Origin of the sequence: Streptomyces sp. NPDC050211 (genome assembly GCF_040656035.1) — a bacterium.
Lineage (GTDB): Bacteria > Actinomycetota > Actinomycetes > Streptomycetales > Streptomycetaceae > Streptomyces.
In genome coordinates, this window is record NZ_JBFALC010000001.1 from 183,944 (window position 1) to 199,913 (window position 15,970).

Here is a 15,970-nt window from a genome sequence, read left to right on the forward strand (position 1 = left end):
TTGCACGGTGTCACGTCTGCGGGGGTGCGGCGTGTCACGGTGTCACCCTGTCGTGGACCCATGTTTCACCGCCGTTTTCCCAGGTCGTCGCATGTTTCAGCTCTGTTGCGCGTCATGCGCGAGGAGCGCGATGTGCACCGAGGCGGCCTGCTCGAAGTCGTCGAGGTCGACGCCGAGCCGCCCCTGTATCGCCTCGAGCCGGCGATACAGCGCGGGCCGTGAGACGTGGTGGAGCTGAGCGGTGCGGGACTTGTTGCGGCCGGAGGCGAGATACGTCCGCAGGACGGCCAGCAGGTCCTCCTCCGGCTCGCACAGCAGCCCGTCCAGCTCCCGCTCCGCGAAGGACTGCACATGTGGGTCGTCGCGCAGCAGCCGGATCAGGCCCCGCAGATGTACGTCCTTCAGGCGTACGACGGCCGGGAGGTCCAGGACCGCCGAGGAGTCCGCCACGGCGTCGGCGACGTGCTGTGCCTCGCGCAGTCCGGCCGGTACGTCGTCCCAGGCGATCCGCGGACCGGCCGCGGCGACCACGGACTCCCCCGACCCCGACTCGGTCCGCAGCCGCGCCGCGAAGTGCGCCGTCATCGCGTCGGCGTCCTGGTCCCGGGCCAGGCTGAGCAGGACGGCGGTGGCGCCGTCGGCGAGTTCGGCGACCAGGCCGGACAGCCCCAACAGGCGGAGCATACGGTCGAGTTGGGCCGGATCGCCGTCACGGACGACGAGCGGCACGAAGGTCCGCCGGTTGACCGGGAGCCCGGCCGCCCGTGCCCGGGGCAGCAGTTGCCTGGCCGGTACGACACCGCTCACCAGGTCGGTGAGCAGGCCCTGCGCCGACTCCTCCTCCCAGGAGTGCGCGGTGCCGCCGCCGAGCATGCGGTGCAGCACGAGGGCCTCGGCGGCCCGGTCGGCGAGCAGCCGTCCGGCGGCCGTGTCGCCGCGGTACCCGCAGAGCATGATCTGCCCCCACCGCTCCCCGCGCCCGCCCAGCTCGGCGCGGATCCAGCCGTCCCCTTCACTCCCGCCCGCCTGCCGGGCGATCCGCTCCCAGTCCCGCAGCACGTCGTCCACCGCGGGCCGCTCCCCCGCCGTGGCGAGGACGCGGTGGGCGAGGTTGGTGACGACGACGGGGCAGGCGCTGTGGTGGGCGACCTCGTCGAGCAGCCGTTGCAGCGGGGCGCCCGCGGTGATGAGTCCGGTGAGCGCGGTCCGTACGGCCTCGGAGAGGCTGACCGCGGCGAACTTCCGCCGCACCAGCCGGGACTGGACCTCCTCGGTCAACTCGGCGAAGGGGAACGGGCGATGGAGCACGACCATCGGCAGCCCGCACCGCTCGGCCGCCCGGCGCATCACGTCCGGCGGGGCCGGGAAGGCGCGGCCGAGTCCGAGAACCACGGCCGCGGCCTCCGCGCGGTACAGGGACCGGATGTACTCGGCCTGCTTGTCCTCGTCCCCGGCCAGCAGCACGCCCGTGGTCAGCACCATCTCGCCGCCGCTGAGCATCACGCCCACGTCGGCGGCCTCGGCGACATGGACCCAGCGCACGGGCCGGTCGAGCTGGCTCGCGCCGGCCACCACCTCGGGCTCCCCGGCGAGCACCCGTTCCAGGGTGAGCACCTGGCGCACCGACAGAGCGGGTTCCAGGGTCTCCAAGGTCTCGAAGGCGGTGGTGGTCATGGCGTGATCCCTTGCTCAGGTTCTGCTACTGGGTGCTCCTCAGAGCGTGTTCGAGGATCGCGGCGCCCTCCTCGGCCTCCGCGACGGTCAGGGACAGCGGCGGGGCGATCCGCAGGCCGCTGGTGTTGTGGCCGCCGCCCTTGCCGAGCAGCAGCCCGCCCTCGCGGGCCGCCTCCAGCACGGCACTCGCGGCGTCCGGGTCGGCCTGGTCCGTGCCGGGCCTGACCAGCTCGACGCCGATCATCAGCCCGCGCCCGCGCACCTCCCGTACGCCGGGAATCTGCGCGGTGACGGCCCGCAGCCGCTCGATGAGCAGTCCGCCGACGCGCCGGGCGTTGCCCTGGAGGTCGTGCTCCAGCAGATACGTCAGGTTCGCGAGCCCCGCCGCCATGGTGATCTGGGTGCCGCCGAACGTCGAAATGGAGTTGGCGTCCAGGCAGTTCATGATCTCGCCGCGGGCGACGACCCCGCCGATGGACATGCCGTTGCCGATGCCCTTGGCGAAGGTGAGGATGTCGGGCGGACCGCTCTGGCCGTGCGCCTGCCAGCCCCAGAAGTGCTCGCCGGTGCGGCCCCAGCCGGTCTGCACCTCGTCGGCGATCCACAGGATGCCGCGCTCGCTGAGCACCTCGCGGAAGGCGGCGTACAGCCCGTCCGGCGGGGAGGTGAAGCCGCCGACGCCCTGGATCGGCTCGGCGATCAGCGCGGCGGGCGGGCGGGTGTGGCCGAGGAGGTCCGTCAGGTCCTCGACGCAGGCCGCGATGAACTCGGCGTCGCTCAGGGAGGCGTACGGGCCGCGGGTGCGGACGCCGCCATGGACGTACAGCGTCTGCAGCGGGGACAGCGAGGTCGGGGACCAGCCGCGGTTGCCGGTGATGCCGACGGCGCTGAAGGAGCGGCCGTGGTAGCTGTTGCGCATGGCCAGGATCGTGTTGCTGCGGCGGTACGTCGTGGCGAGCAGCAGGGCGGTGTCGTTGGCCTCCGTGCCGGAGGTGGTGAAGAAGACGCGGGCGTCCGGGATGCCGGACAACTGGGCGATCCGCTCGGCGAGTTCGACCATCGGCCGGTTGAGGTAGAGCGTGGACGAGTGGATGATCCTCCCGGCCTGCTCGCTCACCGCCTTCGTCACCTCGGGCAGCGCGTGCGCGGTCATGGTGGTCAGGATTCCGCCGAAGAAGTCGAGATAGCGGTTGCCCGCGGCATCCCAGACGTACCGCCCCTCGCCGTGGGTGAGCTCCAGCGGGTCCTCGTAGTAGAGGGCGAGCCAGTCGGGCAGGACGGCACGGTGGCGTCCCAGCAGGTCCTTGGTCACGGCTGCACCAGCCCCTCGTACGCGTCGGGCCGTCGGTCGCGGTAGAAGGCCCACTGCTGCCGTACCTCTTCGATGAGGTCGAAGTCGAGGTCCCGGACGACGAGTTCCTCGCCCTTGTCGCTCGCGGTCTCCCCCACGAACTGCCCGCGTGGGTCGACGAAGTACGACGTCCCGTAGAAGTCGTTGTCGCCGTACTCCTCCTGCCCGACCCGGTTGATCGCGGCGACGAAGTACTCGTTGGCGACGGCGGCCGCGGGCTGCTCCAGCTGCCACAGATAGGCGGACAGACCGCGCGAGGTGGCCGACGGGTTGTACACCAACTGGGCACCGTTCAGACCGAGTTGCCGCCAGCCCTCCGGGAAGTGGCGGTCGTAGCAGATGTAGACGCCGATCTTCCCCACGGCGGTGTCGAAGACGGGCCAGCCGACGTTGCCGGGCTTGAAGTAGTACTTCTCCCAGAAGCCCTTGACCTGCGGGATGTGATGCTTGCGGTACTTGCCGAGGAAGGTGCCGTCGGCGTCGATCATGGCCGCGGTGTTGTAGTAGAAACCGGACTGCTCGACCTCGAAGACCGGGACGACGATCACCATGCCGGTCTCGCGCGCGAGATCCTGCATACGACGCACGGTCGGCCCGTCGGGCACCGGCTCGGCCCAGCGGTAGTGCTCGGGCTCCTGGACCTGGCAGAAGTAGGGCGCGTTGAAGACTTCCTGGAAACCGATGATCTTGGCGCCCCGGCGAGCCGCCTCCCGGGCGTACTCCTCGTGTTTCGCCACCATGGACTCGGTGTCGCCGGTCCAGGTGGCCTGGACCAGAGCGGCACGAACGACGTTGGCCATGAGCTGCTCCTTCGACGGGACGTCAGAGCCTCTACGCACGTAGACACTGCCGTAGAGGGTCGAAAGTAAGCCTCGCGGACAGCCTTGCCAAGACCATCGTCGTTAACCCGCTGAGTCGATCACGTTTCACACTCCCGCGGGTGAGTCGGATGACCTCCCCATCCGTACTGATGTACATGTCAGGCGGCGAATCCGGCCACCCGGAGAGCGTGAACGAGGTCCCAGTGGCGCTCCTCCGAGACGCCCCGGGCGGCCTCCAGCAGCAGCGGTACGAGCGTCTGTGGCTCGGGCTCGGCGCTGCGCGCGGCCTCCTCCGGGGTGCGGACCCGGACGTAGGCGTCCAGCAGCGCCCGGACCTCGCGCCCCCGCCCCTCACGGGCCAGCGCGAGCACGGCCTGCCCGATCTCGGTGGCGGGCCGCGCCACACCTTGCCGCAGGATCTGCTCCCCGTCCGCCGTCCGCCCCGCCGCGGCCAGCGCATCGGCGGCGGCGACCAGTCGCTCGGCGGGCAGCGAGGCCGCCTCCCACAGCAGCGTCGCCCAGTCGGCACCGAACCCGGCCCGCTGCATCTCGGCGGCGAGCAGCGGAAAGTGCTCGGCGGGCCAGTAGGCGGCCTCGACAAGCAGCACATGCGCCTCACCGCTACGCCCCTCGGCCCGCAGCCGCGCCAGCGTCTCGACCGTCCCGACGACCTGCCGCCGCGCCTCCGAGCCCACCGACTCGCCCTGCGGTTCCGCCGTCGGCGCCTCCTCCGCCGCGGCGACCCCGGCGAACCGGGCCCCACGCGGCGTACGCCCGGCCGCGACGGGCGGCTCGGGCAGCACCGGTACGGCGGCGTCCGGGGGTACGACGACGGGGGCGGCCTCTTCCTCGACCATCCCGGCGTAGCGCGCACCGCCTCGGCGCCGCTTGCGTTGCTTGGGGGTGGGCTGTGGGAGCTGTGCGGGCTGTTCGGGGGCCGGGTCGGGACTCGCGGTCCGGCTCTGATCGCGCCCCGCGTCTTCGGCTTCCTGCGGGGCGGGACCTCCAGCGCCTCGGGTTTCGCCGTACATCGGATTCACGTGCTGGACAGGACCCGACGCGTGTTCGGGGCCGGCGGCGTGCCGGCCCTGGGGGTTCTGCGGACCGTATGCGGGGCCCGGGGACTGTGCGGTGCGCTGCTGCGGCATCCGGTGCGCTCCCGTGTGCTGCGGGGCGCCGGGCTGCGGGAAGACGTCGTCGTAGGCACCGCTGTCGCCATCGTCGTACGCACCGCGGCGCCGCACCCCCGTGGCGTCGCCGTACGCTCCCTGCCCACCGGCCCCCGCACCGTCCCCGTACGTCCCCTGCCTGACGCCCCGGCGGATCGCCGCCGCCTGTCCGCCGACCGATCTGCGGTCCAACTCCGCGATACGGGAACGGAGTTCGGCGCAGCGGGCGGTGGCGCGGTCATGGTCGTCGCGGGCCCAGGCGAGGTCGAGGCGGTGGGCGTCGGCCTGTTCGCGGGTGGTGGCGGAGGCGAGCAAACGGCCCAGCTCGGCCTGCCGTTCGGCGGCGTAGCGCTGCTCGCGGAGCATCACGTCCAGGCGGTCCCCGAGGGCGTCGCGGGCGCCGGGACGGGCGTCGTGGGCGTTGAGTGCGGCGGCGTGCAGGGAGCGGGCCCGGTCCTTCTCGGGAGCGGCGGCATCGGGGCCGTAGTCGGCGGCGAGGTCCTGAAGGAGCGCCTCCATCACGTCCCAGGGCGGGATTTCGCGTCCGTCGAGACAGGCCCGCATGCCGTCGGGGTCGCGTTGCCAGAACACCGCGCACCAGCCGGCGCCCTGATCCAGGCGTGCCAGCAGACCGTCCAGGTAGTTCGCGAACTCCCGCATCCGACCCGGGAGTTGATCCACAGTCATCGCTCAACTCCTGCCAGACCGGAACACTCCGGTCCGTAGGCAACACCAGCCGTGTTACGGGAACGCTACAGCGTGTTTTCCGGGGGTGAGCAGGACTCTCCTTGTGCGGGAGTTGTGGCGGTGACCGAATCCGATCACCGCCATGCGGACGCCGCCGGTCACGCCGCCGCCGCGAGCACGCAGCCCCCCGCCAGCTCGTCCATCGACAGACCGAGCGCCCCGGCCAGCGCCGCCACGGTGAAGAAGGCCGGCGTCGGGGCCCGTCCGGTCTCGATCTTGCGCAGCGTCTCGGCGGAGATGCCGGCGCTCGCCGCGACGTCGGCCATGCTGCGGCCGCCGCGCGCCTCACGCAGCAGTCGGCCGAGCCGCTCGCCGCGTTCACGCTCTTGTGGAGTCAGTGGGGTGCGTACCATGCCACCATTCTAATACCGGTATAGTAATTGGCATGGTGGAACTGAAGACGGACACTTCGATCGATGCGATGTACACGGCCGGCCAGATCGTCGGCCAGGCCCTGACAGCCGTACGAAAAGCCGCTGACGTGGGCGTTTCCCTGCTGGAGCTGGACGAGGTGGCGCGTGAGGTGCTGCGCGGCGCGGGCGCGACATCACCGTTCCTCGGCTATCGCCCCTCCTTCGCCCCCGTCCCCTTCCCCGCCGTCATCTGCACCTCCGTCAACGACGCGATCGTGCACGGCATCCCGACCCGCTACCGGCTGCGCGACGGCGACCTCGTCTCCATCGACTGCGGCGCCGAACTCGACGGCTGGGTCGGCGACTCGGCGATCAGCTTCATCGTCGGCAAGCCACGCCCGGCCGACCTCCGCCTGATCGAGACCGCCGAGCGCGCCCTCGCCGCCGGCATCGAGGCAGCCGTGGTCGGCAACCGCATCGGCGACATCGCCCACGCCATCGGCACCGTCTGCCGCGCCGCCGGCTACGGCATCCCCCAGGGCTTCGGCGGCCACGGCATCGGCCGCCGCATGCACGAAGACCCCTCCATCCCCAACGAGGGCCGCCCAGGCCGCGGCCTCCCCCTCCGCCACGGCATGGCCATCGCCATCGAACCCATGCTCCTGGCCGGCGGCAAGGACGCCTACCACGCAGCCCCAGACGGCTGGACCCTAAAAACAAACGACGGCTCCAGAGCAGCCCACGCAGAACACACGGTGGCAATCACAGAGACAGGCCCCCGCATCTTGACCGAACGGTAAGTGCAGCGCCCCGCCAGGGGCGCGGGGAACTGCGCGACCAGCCACACACAACCCGCAGCCGCAAGCCGAGATCGCTCCCCGGAACAGTAGGCGCCCAACATGCCGCCGCCTATCGACCGTGCCAAGGTGTTGTAGAGGCCCCGGGTGTAGCGGGGCCCCGCATTGGGCACTCGTCCGCACCAGCACGTCGATCAGCGGAACGGACATGCGATGACCAGCGGCTTCGACTCCGACCCCCTCAGCGAATTCCTCGCCCGCTTCTTCGGCGGCCCCCGCCCCGCCCCCCGTCAGATCGACATCGGCCGCCTGCTCAGTCAACCCGCCCGCGAGCTGGTCCGCGGCGCCGCCCAGTACGCCGCCGAGCACGGCAGCCGCGATCTGGACACCCAGCACCTGCTGCGTGCCGCACTCGCGACCGAGCCCACGCGGAGCCTGCTCGCGAGGGCCGGCGCGGATCCCGACTCCCTCGCCTCGGAGATCGACGAGCGCTCGGGCCCGGTCCAGCACGCACCGGAGGAGGCCCCGCCGCCCACCGCGCTGTCCCTGACCCCCGCGGTCAAGCGTGCCCTGCTGGACGCGCACGAGCTGGCCCGGACGCGCGGCACCGGCTACATCGGCCCGGAGCATGTGCTCAGCGCGCTGGCGGCGAACCCCGACTCGGCCGCCGGGCACATCCTCAACGCGGCCCGCTTCGCCCCCAGCGGCCTGCCGCCGGAGACCCCGGACACCACCCCGCCCCGCGCCGAACGGCCGCGCGTCACCGGGACACCGACGCTGGACAAGTACGGCCGTGATCTCACCGACCTGGCCCGCCAGGGCCGGATCGACCCGGTGATCGGACGGGAAGAGGAGATCGAGCAGACCATCGAGGTCCTCTCCCGGCGCGGCAAGAACAACCCCGTGCTGATCGGTGACGCGGGCGTCGGCAAGACGGCGGTCGTCGAGGGCCTGGCCCAGCGCATCGCCGACGGAGACGTGCCGGACGTACTCAGCGGACGCAGGGTCGTGGCGCTGGACCTGACGGGCGTGGTCGCCGGTACCCGCTACCGGGGCGACTTCGAGGAGCGGATGCACAACATCGTGAGTGAGATCGGCTCCCACTCCGACCAACTGATCGTCTTCATCGACGAGTTGCACACCGTGGTCGGCGCCGGCGGAGGCGGCGAGGGCGGCGGGTCCATGGACGCGGGCAACATCCTCAAGCCCGCGCTGGCCCGCGGCGAGCTGCACATCGTGGGCGCGACGACGCTGGAGGAGTACCGCAGGATCGAGAAGGACGCGGCACTCTCCCGCCGCTTCCAGCCGATCCTGGTGCCCGAGCCGACCGCCGCGGACGCGATCGAGATCCTGCGCGGCCTGCGCGACCGCTACGAGGCCCACCACCAGGTCCGCTACGCCGACGAGGCCCTGGTGGCCGCCGTGGAGCTGTCCGACCGCTATCTCACCGACCGACGGCTGCCCGACAAGGCGATCGACCTGATCGACCAGGCGGGCGCGCGGGTGCGGCTGCGCGCCCGGACGAAGGGCACGGACGTACGGGTCCTGGAGCGCGAGGTCGAGCAGCTCATCCGGGACAAGGACCAGGCGGTCGCGGACGAGCAGTACGAGACGGCCACGCAGCTGCGCGACCGGATCGGCGAACTGAAGCGGCGGATCGCCGAGACCGGGGACGGAAAGGCCGACGAGGGACAGGACCTGGAGGTCACCGCGGAAGCGATCGCCGAAGTGGTGTCCCGGCAGACCGGCATCCCGGTGAGCAGCCTCACCGAGGAGGAGAAGGACCGGCTGCTCGGCCTGGAGGAGCATCTGCACCAGCGGGTCGTCGGCCAGGACGAGGCGGTCCGCGTGGTCGCCGACGCGGTACTGCGCTCCCGCGCCGGACTCGCCAGCCCGGACCGGCCGATCGGCAGCTTCCTCTTCCTCGGCCCGACCGGCGTCGGCAAGACCGAACTGGCCCGCGCGCTCGCCGAGGCCCTGTTCGCCAGCGAGGAGCGCATGGTCCGCCTCGACATGAGCGAGTACCAGGAACGGCACACCGTCAGCCGCCTGGTCGGCGCCCCGCCCGGCTACGTCGGCCACGAGGAGGCCGGCCAACTCACCGAGGTGGTCCGCCGCCACCCGTACTCCCTCCTCCTCCTCGACGAGGTGGAGAAGGCGCACCCGGACGTCTTCAACATCCTCCTCCAGGTCCTGGACGACGGACGGCTGACCGACGCCCAGGGCCGCACCGTGGACTTCACCAACACGGTCATCGTGATGACCAGCAACCTCGGCTCCGAGGCCATCACCCGACGCGGCGCCGGCATCGGCTTCGGGGCCGGCGGCACCGAGGCCGACGAGGAGGCACGGCGCGAGCAGATCCTGCGTCCACTGCGCGAGCACTTCCGGCCGGAGTTCCTCAACCGCATCGACGAGATCGTGTTCTTCCGCCAGCTGACAGGCGACCAACTACGCCAGATCACCACCCTCCTGCTGGAACGCACCCGCCGCCTCCTGCACGCCCAGGGCGTCACGGTCGACTTCACCGACACAGCCGTCGACTGGCTCGCAGAGCGCGGCTACCAGCCGGAGTACGGCGCAAGGCCACTACGCCGCACGATCCAGCGAGAGGTCGACAACGAACTGTCCCGCCTACTCCTGGACGGCCGAGTCAAGGAGGGCGACCGGGTAAGGGTCGACACGGAGGCCGACCGCTTGAAGTTCACCCCAGAGAACCAATCAGCCGACCGCACCTGAAGCGCCCCGCCAGGGGCGCGGGGCTGCATCGATATGCGGCTCCGCCGCGCGGGCGCGACCAGCCCCCACGCACCCGCAGACCCCTACGGCGCGGGGTACACCACTTGCGCGGACCCACCACCCCGCCGCACCTTCTCAGCAGCAGCCAGCCACTTCCCACCCGGAAGCCGCTGCACACCGGTCGCCGCACCAATCTCGGGGTTCAGCCGGAAGCCATGCCCGATCGACTCCAGCTGCGCCTTCAACGGGCTGTTGAACAGCCCAGGTTCAAGCTCGGTCAGCGCAGCATTCCGCTGACTGGCCCGCGGCGCAGCAATCGCGTCGACGAGTGGCAACCCCCGATCCAAGAACCCCGTCAGCGTCTGCAGCACGGTCGTGATGATGGTGGCGCCTCCGGGCGACCCGAGCGCCACGACCGGCTTGCCGTGCTGGTCGAGGACGATCGTCGGGGACATGGAGGAGCGCGGGCGCTTGCCCGGACCTGGCAGGTTCGGGTCGTGGACGGCCGGATTGGCCGGGGTGAAGGAGAAGTCCGTCAGCTCGTTGTTGAGGATGAAGCCACGGCCCGGGACCGTGATGCCGCTGCCGCCGGTCTGCTCGATGGTCAGCGTGTACGAGACGACGTTGCCCCACTTGTCGGCCACCGTGAGGTGGGTCGTACTGTCGCCCTCGTACGTGGTCGGAGCCGCCGTGCCTCCAGTGTCGCAGGCTGCCGGATTGCGCGGGTCGCCCGGCGCGACCGGGCTCGTCAGCACCGCGTCGTCCCTGATAAGGCACTCCCGCGAATCGGCGTACCGCTGGGACAGCAGTTCCTGCGTCGGTACGTCCTCGAAGGCGGGGTCGCCGACCCAGCGCCCCCGGTCCGCGAACGCGATCCGGCTCGCTTCGATGTAGCGGTGCAGGTACTGCACCTCGCTCGCCTTCGACAGGTCGGTGTTCTCCAGGATGTTGAGGGCCTCACCGACCGTCGTGCCGCCGGAGGACGACGGCGCCATGGAGTAGACGCCGAGACCGCGGTACGAGGACCTGGTCGGGGCCTGGAGCTTGGTGCGATAGGCGGCGAGATCCTTGGCGGACAGGTCGCCGGGGCGGGCCTTCCAGCCGGAACTCGGCTCCACGGGCGGGTTGTTGACCGTGTCGACGATGTCCTCGGCCAAGTCACCCCGGTAGAGCGCGCCGACACCCTTCTTCGCCAACTCTGCGTAGGTGCGGGCGAGATCGGGGTTCTTGAAGGTGGAGCCGACGACAGGAAGCGCGCCGTTCGGCAGGAACAGCTCGGCGGTGTCCGGGAAGTAGCGGAACCGGGTCTCGTTGGCGGCGGTCTGCGTGCGGAAGGTGTCGTCGACGACGAAGCCGTCATGCGCGAGTCGCTCCGCCGGCTTCAGCAGGGTGCCCAGACCCCTGCTCCCCCACTTGTCCAGCGCCTTCTGCCAGGTGGCAGGCGTGCCCGGGGTTCCGACACTCAGGCCGCTGCTGACGGCCTCGGCGAAGGGGATCGCCGTGCCGTTCTCCACGAAGAGCTGCGAGTCGGCGGTCAGGGGCGCGGTCTCACGGCCGTCGATCGTGTGCACCGTACGAGACTTGGCGTCGTAGTAGACGAAGTAGCCGCCTCCGCCGATGCCGGCGGAGTAGGGCTCGGTGACACCGAGCGCGGCGGCCGTGGCGACGGCCGCGTCGACGGCGTTGCCGCCCCGCTTCAGGATCTCGATACCGGCGGCGGAGGCGTCCGCGTCGACGCTGGCGACGGCACCGCCGTAACCGACGGCGACGGGGACCTTCTCGACGGCCGTACGGGAAGCGGTGGGAGGCGCCGCCGCCCCCACCGACATCATGGCGACCGAGACCACCAGGACCGACAGCTTGCGTGCGACGGAACGACGCATCCGCACCTCCAGTCAGGGACCGTTCGCGCAGCCTAATGGATCGACATGCCCCCGTCAGGAGCACCCGCTACCATGCGCGCCCATGAATGACGACGTACGCAACATCGTCCTCGGCGTGGTGGCCGCGGGCATCAGTGCCGCGCTCGGCTGGCTGGCCCGGACCTATGTGTGGAAGCGGAAACTCCGCCGCAAGCAGGCCTTCTTCGGGCTGCCGGAGAACTCGGAGTCACTGCTCGTCGTCAACCGCGACCCGGCCACCTCCGAACCGGCGGTGCACCGCTTCGACGTGTTCGCCCTGCTGGAGCTGTCCGCGCTGATCAAGGACTGCGGCGCGCACACTCAGCTGATCACGCAGGACGCGGTCCATCAGGGCTTCGGCGAGCGCACGGAGTTCTGTGTGGGCGGGCCGGGGTCGAACCGGCGCATGCTGGCCCATATGTCCGCGATGCTGCCCGGGATACGGATCAACATCGACCCCGAACCCGGCCCGGACCGGGGCGCCTTCCAGATCGGCAGCGAGCGCTACCGTCTGGAGGCGGGCGTCGCCGAGTACGTGCTGCTGGCCCGGCTCACCGCGGGCGACCCGAAGCAGAGCCGACCGGTCTTCCTCTTCTGCGGGCAGCGTGCCATCACCAACCAGGCCGCGACCCGCTATCTGGCCCGCAACCACGAGCGCCTGGCCCGCAAGCACGGCAGCAACTCCTTCGTCCTGCTGCTGAAGGTCATCAACTCCCAGGCCTACGGACCGGACGTGGTCGAACTCGTCGGCGATGTCACCCGGACCGCGCAGACGCCGCTGCCGGCCCCGGCGGCTCCGCGCAACTCCCACCGCGCCTCCTGAGTCCCACCGGGCACGGTCACGGGCGCTCCGGCACAGGGGCGGAACCCGTCCGGCGTGCAGCTGACCTTCTCCTCGCCTCCGCAGTGCGAGCAGTGATCTCCGGCTGCCGCCGGGCGGGCCTGGCACTGTGACTGCTGCCCCCTACCCCGCTCTCAACTGTGTCGTGGTTGCCGCAAACTATCCGGATAAGAGGGGCGTAAGCACACGACACGCACCTTTCGGGCATTAGCCGTATTTAACGCGGAGGGTCACGCCTCCGCGACCTCCGCGTACAGCTGCGACAGCTCGGGTACCCCGCTGGACGCCCATTCCTGGCCGGAGGCGACGACATCGAATTCGCGGCCCGAGGCGAGCCGGATCACCGGCTGGCCGTTGGGCCAGATCTCCCACGCGGCGCCTGGCACGGTACGCACGATGACGGTGCCCAGATACAGCCCGGCGTCGTTGCCCAGCCAGGGCAGGATCTCCTCGTCGTCCCGCCATCGCGGGACCAACTGGTCGAGTTCCTCCAACGAGGCGGCGGAGTCGTCCAGTTGGACGCCCTCCTCGGACGCCTGGGAGCGCAGCAGTTCACACTCGGCAAGGAGTTCGGCGATGCCCTCGGCGTCGGGGAACCCGGGCTTCTTGCTCCGGTCGCCCAGAAAAGGGATCTTCATACCCCCAGCCTGTCATTCGCACCGCCGTGCGCACCACAGGCGCGGAGGTGATTTGCCTGCGGGCCGGTGGGGGCTGGTCGCGCCCACGCGGCGGAGCCGCATATCGATACAGCCCCGCGCCCCTACGGGGCGCAAGCCGCTTAGACGTCCAGGTCCACTACCACCGGTGCGTGGTCCGATGCGCCCTTGCCCTTGCGTTCCTCTCGGTCCACGTAGGAGTCCTTGACCGCCTTGGTGAAGGGCTCGTTGCCGTAGACGAGGTCGATGCGCATGCCGCGGTTCTTGGGGAAGCAGAGCTGGCGGTAGTCCCAGTAGGTGAAGGGGTGGTCGTACTTGAGGGGGCGGGGGACGACGTCCGACAGGCCTGCCTCGCGCAGGGAGGCGAGGGCCGCGCGCTCGGCGGGGGTGACATGGGTGGAGCCTTCGAAGGCGGCCACGTCGTAGACGTCGTCGTCCGTCGGGGCCACGTTGTAGTCGCCCATCACCGCGAACGGGCGGCTGCCGGACGCGTCGCCCGCGACGGTCGCCTTGAGGGCCTCGAACCACTGGAGCTTGTAGGCGTAGTGGGGGTGATCCACCTCACGGCCGTTCGGCACGTACACCGACCAGACGCGGACCGGGCCACAGGTGGCGGAGATGGCGCGGGGCTCGACCACGCCGTCGAAGCCGGGGTCGCCGGGCAGGCCCTTGACGATGTCCTCGAGGCCTATGCGGGAGAGCACCGCCACGCCGTTCCACCGGCCGGTCGCGTGGACCGCCGACTCGTAGCCGAGCTCACGCAGTTGGGCGGTCGGGAACTGGTCCTCGGCGACCTTGGCCTCCTGGAGGCAGAGCACGTCGGTGCCGCTGCTCTCCAGCCAGGCCAGGAGCCTCGGCAGGCGGGCGGTGATCGAGTTCACGTTCCAGGTCGCGATGCGCATGTCCCACAACCTACCGGGCGGGTCTGACAACGCGGCCCGAGGTGCTCAGACCTCCGCCGACGCCCCCGGCGTCAGCCGCAGATGCTCCGCGCCGCCGAGGGCGCCGATCTGGTTGTCGTAGATCGGGCGGGCCAGGTCGGTGAGCAGGGCGTCGTGGATGTCGTACGCGCGCTGCGGCTTGACCTCGCGGACGTAGTCGATGACCTCGGAGATCTTGCTCCAGGGGGCCATGACCGGGAGCATCAGCGTCTCCACGGCACGGTCGGGGACGGTGAGCGCGTCGCCGGGGTGGAAGACGCGGCCGCCGTCGACGAGGTAGCCGACGTTGGTGATGCGGGGGATGTCCGGGTGGATCACGGCGTGCAGTTCGCCGTGGACCTGGATGTCGAAGCCCGCGGCGGTGAAGGTGTCGCCGTGGCCGACGGTGTGCACGCGGCCGGGGAAGGCGGCCGAGATCTTGTCCGCGACGGACTTGAGGGTCCAGATCTCGGCGGCCGGGTTGGCCTCCATGGCCGACCGCAGCCGCTGCTCGTTGAAGTGGTCGGGGTGCTCGTGTGTGACGAGGATCGCGTCCGCGCCGACCGCGGCGTCCTCCTCGCTGAATCCCCCGGGGTCGAGGACGAGCGTCCGCCCGTCCTTCTCGAGACGGATACAGGCGTGCGACTTCTTCGTGAGCTTCATGGCACCATCCTGCCTCCGGGGCGCCGCGGGCTCACTCCGTGGGAGTGGTCTCCTCGCGTATGACCTGCTGAGCCACCCTGAACGCGCTGTTCGCCGCCGGTACGCCGCAGTAGACGGCCGCCTGCAGCAGCACTTCCTTGATTTCGACGGGGGTGAGGCCGTTGCGCAGGGCGGCGCGGGTGTGGAAGGCGAGTTCGTCCAGGTGGCCGCCCGCGACCAGGGCGGTGAGGGTGACACAGCTGCGGGACCGTCTGTCGAGTCCGGGCCGGTCCCAGATCTCGCCCCACGCATACCGGGTGATGAACTCCTGGAAGTCCCCGGAGAATTCGTCGGCCTGCGCCAGTGCCCGGTCGACATGCGCGTCGCCGAGCACCTCGCGGCGCACCTTGAGCCCGGCCTCGTACGGATCCGGCCGCCCCGTGGGCTGCGGCGGTACGACGGCCGCGGCAATCTCGGCGATGGGCGCGGGCTGCGGCGGTGCGGACAGGACCGGCTTGACCGGGGCCGCCGGGATGGCGACCTGGCCGGTGGAGGTGTCGTAGGCGGGCTGCCAGGCGGTGGAGAAGTGCCGGACGAGCAGGTCGGTGACGGCGGCGGGCTGTTCGACGGGCACCAGATGGGAGGCGCCGGGGACCACCGCGAGTCGCGCGTCCGGTATTCCGGCGACCAGGGTGCGGGCCTCGGCGGGGCCGGTGACCTGGTCCTCCGAGCCGACGAGCACGAGGGTGGGGACGCCGACGCGGCCGAGTTCCGGCCGGACGTCGAAGGAGGCGAGCGCCTCGCAGGCGGCGATGTAGCAGCCGGGGTCGGTGGTGCGCACCATCTGCACCGCCCACTCGGTGATCGCAGGCTGCGCGGCGGCGAACCCGCCGGTGAACCAACGGTCCGGGGAGGTACGGGCGATGGGGTCGAGCCCGTTCGTGCGCACGATCACCCCGCGCTGCCGGAACTCGTCGGCCGTGCCGAAGCGGGGCGAGGCGGCGATCAGCGCGAGCGAGGCGAGGCGCTCCGGGTGCCGCAGCGCCAGCTCCACACCGACGGCGCCGCCGAACGCGCACCCCGCGTAGCCGAAGCGCTGCACGCCGAGCCCGTCGAGCGTGGCGAGCAGCCGGTCGGCCACCTCGGCGACCGAGCCCGCCGGGTACGCCGGTGCGCCGCCGTGTCCCGGCAGATCGAACCGGAAGACGCGCCACTGCTTCGTCAGCTCGGGGACCTGCCTGTCCCACATGTGCCATGTGGTACCCAGGGAGGGTCCCAAGATCAGGACTGGAGCCTCTTCTGGCCCGTCAAAGCGGTATTGCAGGGTGTTCGTCACGCTCTCACTCACGTCTTGCACGC

The 15,970-nt window shown here is 71.0% G+C and carries 13 protein-coding genes; 3 read left to right on the forward strand and 10 right to left on the reverse strand.

Annotated elements, in window-relative coordinates; all coding sequences use genetic code 11:
- Positions 1-96: 96 nt before the first annotated feature.
- The 5 genes from AB0I98_RS00790 to AB0I98_RS00810 all read right to left on the reverse strand — a co-directional run bounded on the left by AB0I98_RS00790 (position 97) and on the right by AB0I98_RS00810 (position 6,115).
- Entirely contained in the window at positions 97-1,674 is a 1,578-nt protein-coding gene (locus AB0I98_RS00790; RefSeq protein WP_362933191.1) for a PucR family transcriptional regulator, read from the reverse strand.
- A gap of 25 nt (positions 1,675-1,699) precedes the next feature.
- Positions 1,700-2,986 (reverse strand): aspartate aminotransferase family protein, encoded by a 1,287-nt coding sequence (locus tag AB0I98_RS00795; protein WP_362933194.1) that lies wholly within the window; start codon positions 2,984-2,986, stop codon positions 1,700-1,702.
- Positions 2,983-3,825 (reverse strand): nitrilase-related carbon-nitrogen hydrolase, encoded by an 843-nt coding sequence (locus tag AB0I98_RS00800; RefSeq protein ID WP_362933197.1) that lies wholly within the window; start codon positions 3,823-3,825, stop codon positions 2,983-2,985. The genes AB0I98_RS00795 and AB0I98_RS00800 overlap by 4 nt, the downstream gene beginning before the upstream one ends.
- A 179-nt stretch (positions 3,826-4,004) precedes the next feature.
- Entirely contained in the window at positions 4,005-5,702 is a 1,698-nt protein-coding gene (locus AB0I98_RS00805) for a hypothetical protein (protein ID WP_362933200.1), read from the reverse strand.
- A gap of 158 nt (positions 5,703-5,860) precedes the next feature.
- The gene (locus AB0I98_RS00810; protein WP_210571873.1) at positions 5,861-6,115 is read right to left on the reverse strand and encodes a helix-turn-helix transcriptional regulator; all 255 of its coding nucleotides are present in this window, start codon (positions 6,113-6,115) and stop codon (positions 5,861-5,863) included.
- Positions 6,116-6,147: 32 nt separating this feature from the next.
- On the opposite strand from AB0I98_RS00810, the gene map reads away from it, so the two are divergent.
- On the forward strand, positions 6,148-6,915 hold the full coding sequence (gene map, locus AB0I98_RS00815) for a type I methionyl aminopeptidase (protein ID WP_362933202.1): 768 nt from the start codon (positions 6,148-6,150) through the stop codon (positions 6,913-6,915).
- 210 nt (positions 6,916-7,125) lie between these two features.
- Positions 7,126-9,651, forward strand: coding sequence for an ATP-dependent Clp protease ATP-binding subunit (locus tag AB0I98_RS00820; RefSeq protein WP_362933205.1), 2,526 nt, complete (start codon positions 7,126-7,128; stop codon positions 9,649-9,651).
- Between the two features lie 83 nt (positions 9,652-9,734).
- Here the strand turns inward: AB0I98_RS00820 and ggt are convergent, their stop codons facing one another.
- A complete protein-coding gene (gene ggt, locus AB0I98_RS00825) occupies positions 9,735-11,534 on the reverse strand; it encodes a gamma-glutamyltransferase (RefSeq protein WP_362933208.1) in 1,800 nt (599 codons plus the stop codon).
- 82 nt (positions 11,535-11,616) lie between these two features.
- On the opposite strand from ggt, the gene AB0I98_RS00830 reads away from it, so the two are divergent.
- Positions 11,617-12,375, forward strand: a complete 759-nt coding sequence (locus tag AB0I98_RS00830) for a hypothetical protein (RefSeq protein ID WP_362933211.1) — start codon at positions 11,617-11,619, stop codon at positions 12,373-12,375.
- Positions 12,376-12,623: 248 nt separating this feature from the next.
- On the opposite strand, the gene AB0I98_RS00835 is transcribed toward AB0I98_RS00830, so the two are convergent.
- The 4 genes from AB0I98_RS00835 to pcaC form a co-directional block, all read right to left on the reverse strand.
- Positions 12,624-13,031 (reverse strand): DUF6278 family protein, encoded by a 408-nt coding sequence (locus tag AB0I98_RS00835; RefSeq protein WP_362933214.1) that lies wholly within the window; start codon positions 13,029-13,031, stop codon positions 12,624-12,626.
- Positions 13,032-13,171: 140 nt separating this feature from the next.
- Positions 13,172-13,951 (reverse strand): exodeoxyribonuclease III, encoded by a 780-nt coding sequence (locus AB0I98_RS00840; protein ID WP_362933217.1) that lies wholly within the window; start codon positions 13,949-13,951, stop codon positions 13,172-13,174.
- Positions 13,952-13,996: 45 nt separating this feature from the next.
- A complete protein-coding gene (locus tag AB0I98_RS00845) occupies positions 13,997-14,632 on the reverse strand; it encodes an MBL fold metallo-hydrolase (RefSeq protein WP_362933220.1) in 636 nt (211 codons plus the stop codon).
- 31 nt (positions 14,633-14,663) lie between these two features.
- Positions 14,664-15,959 (reverse strand): 4-carboxymuconolactone decarboxylase, encoded by a 1,296-nt coding sequence (gene pcaC / locus AB0I98_RS00850; RefSeq protein WP_362933223.1) that lies wholly within the window; start codon positions 15,957-15,959, stop codon positions 14,664-14,666.
- Positions 15,960-15,970: the final 11 nt, after the last annotated feature.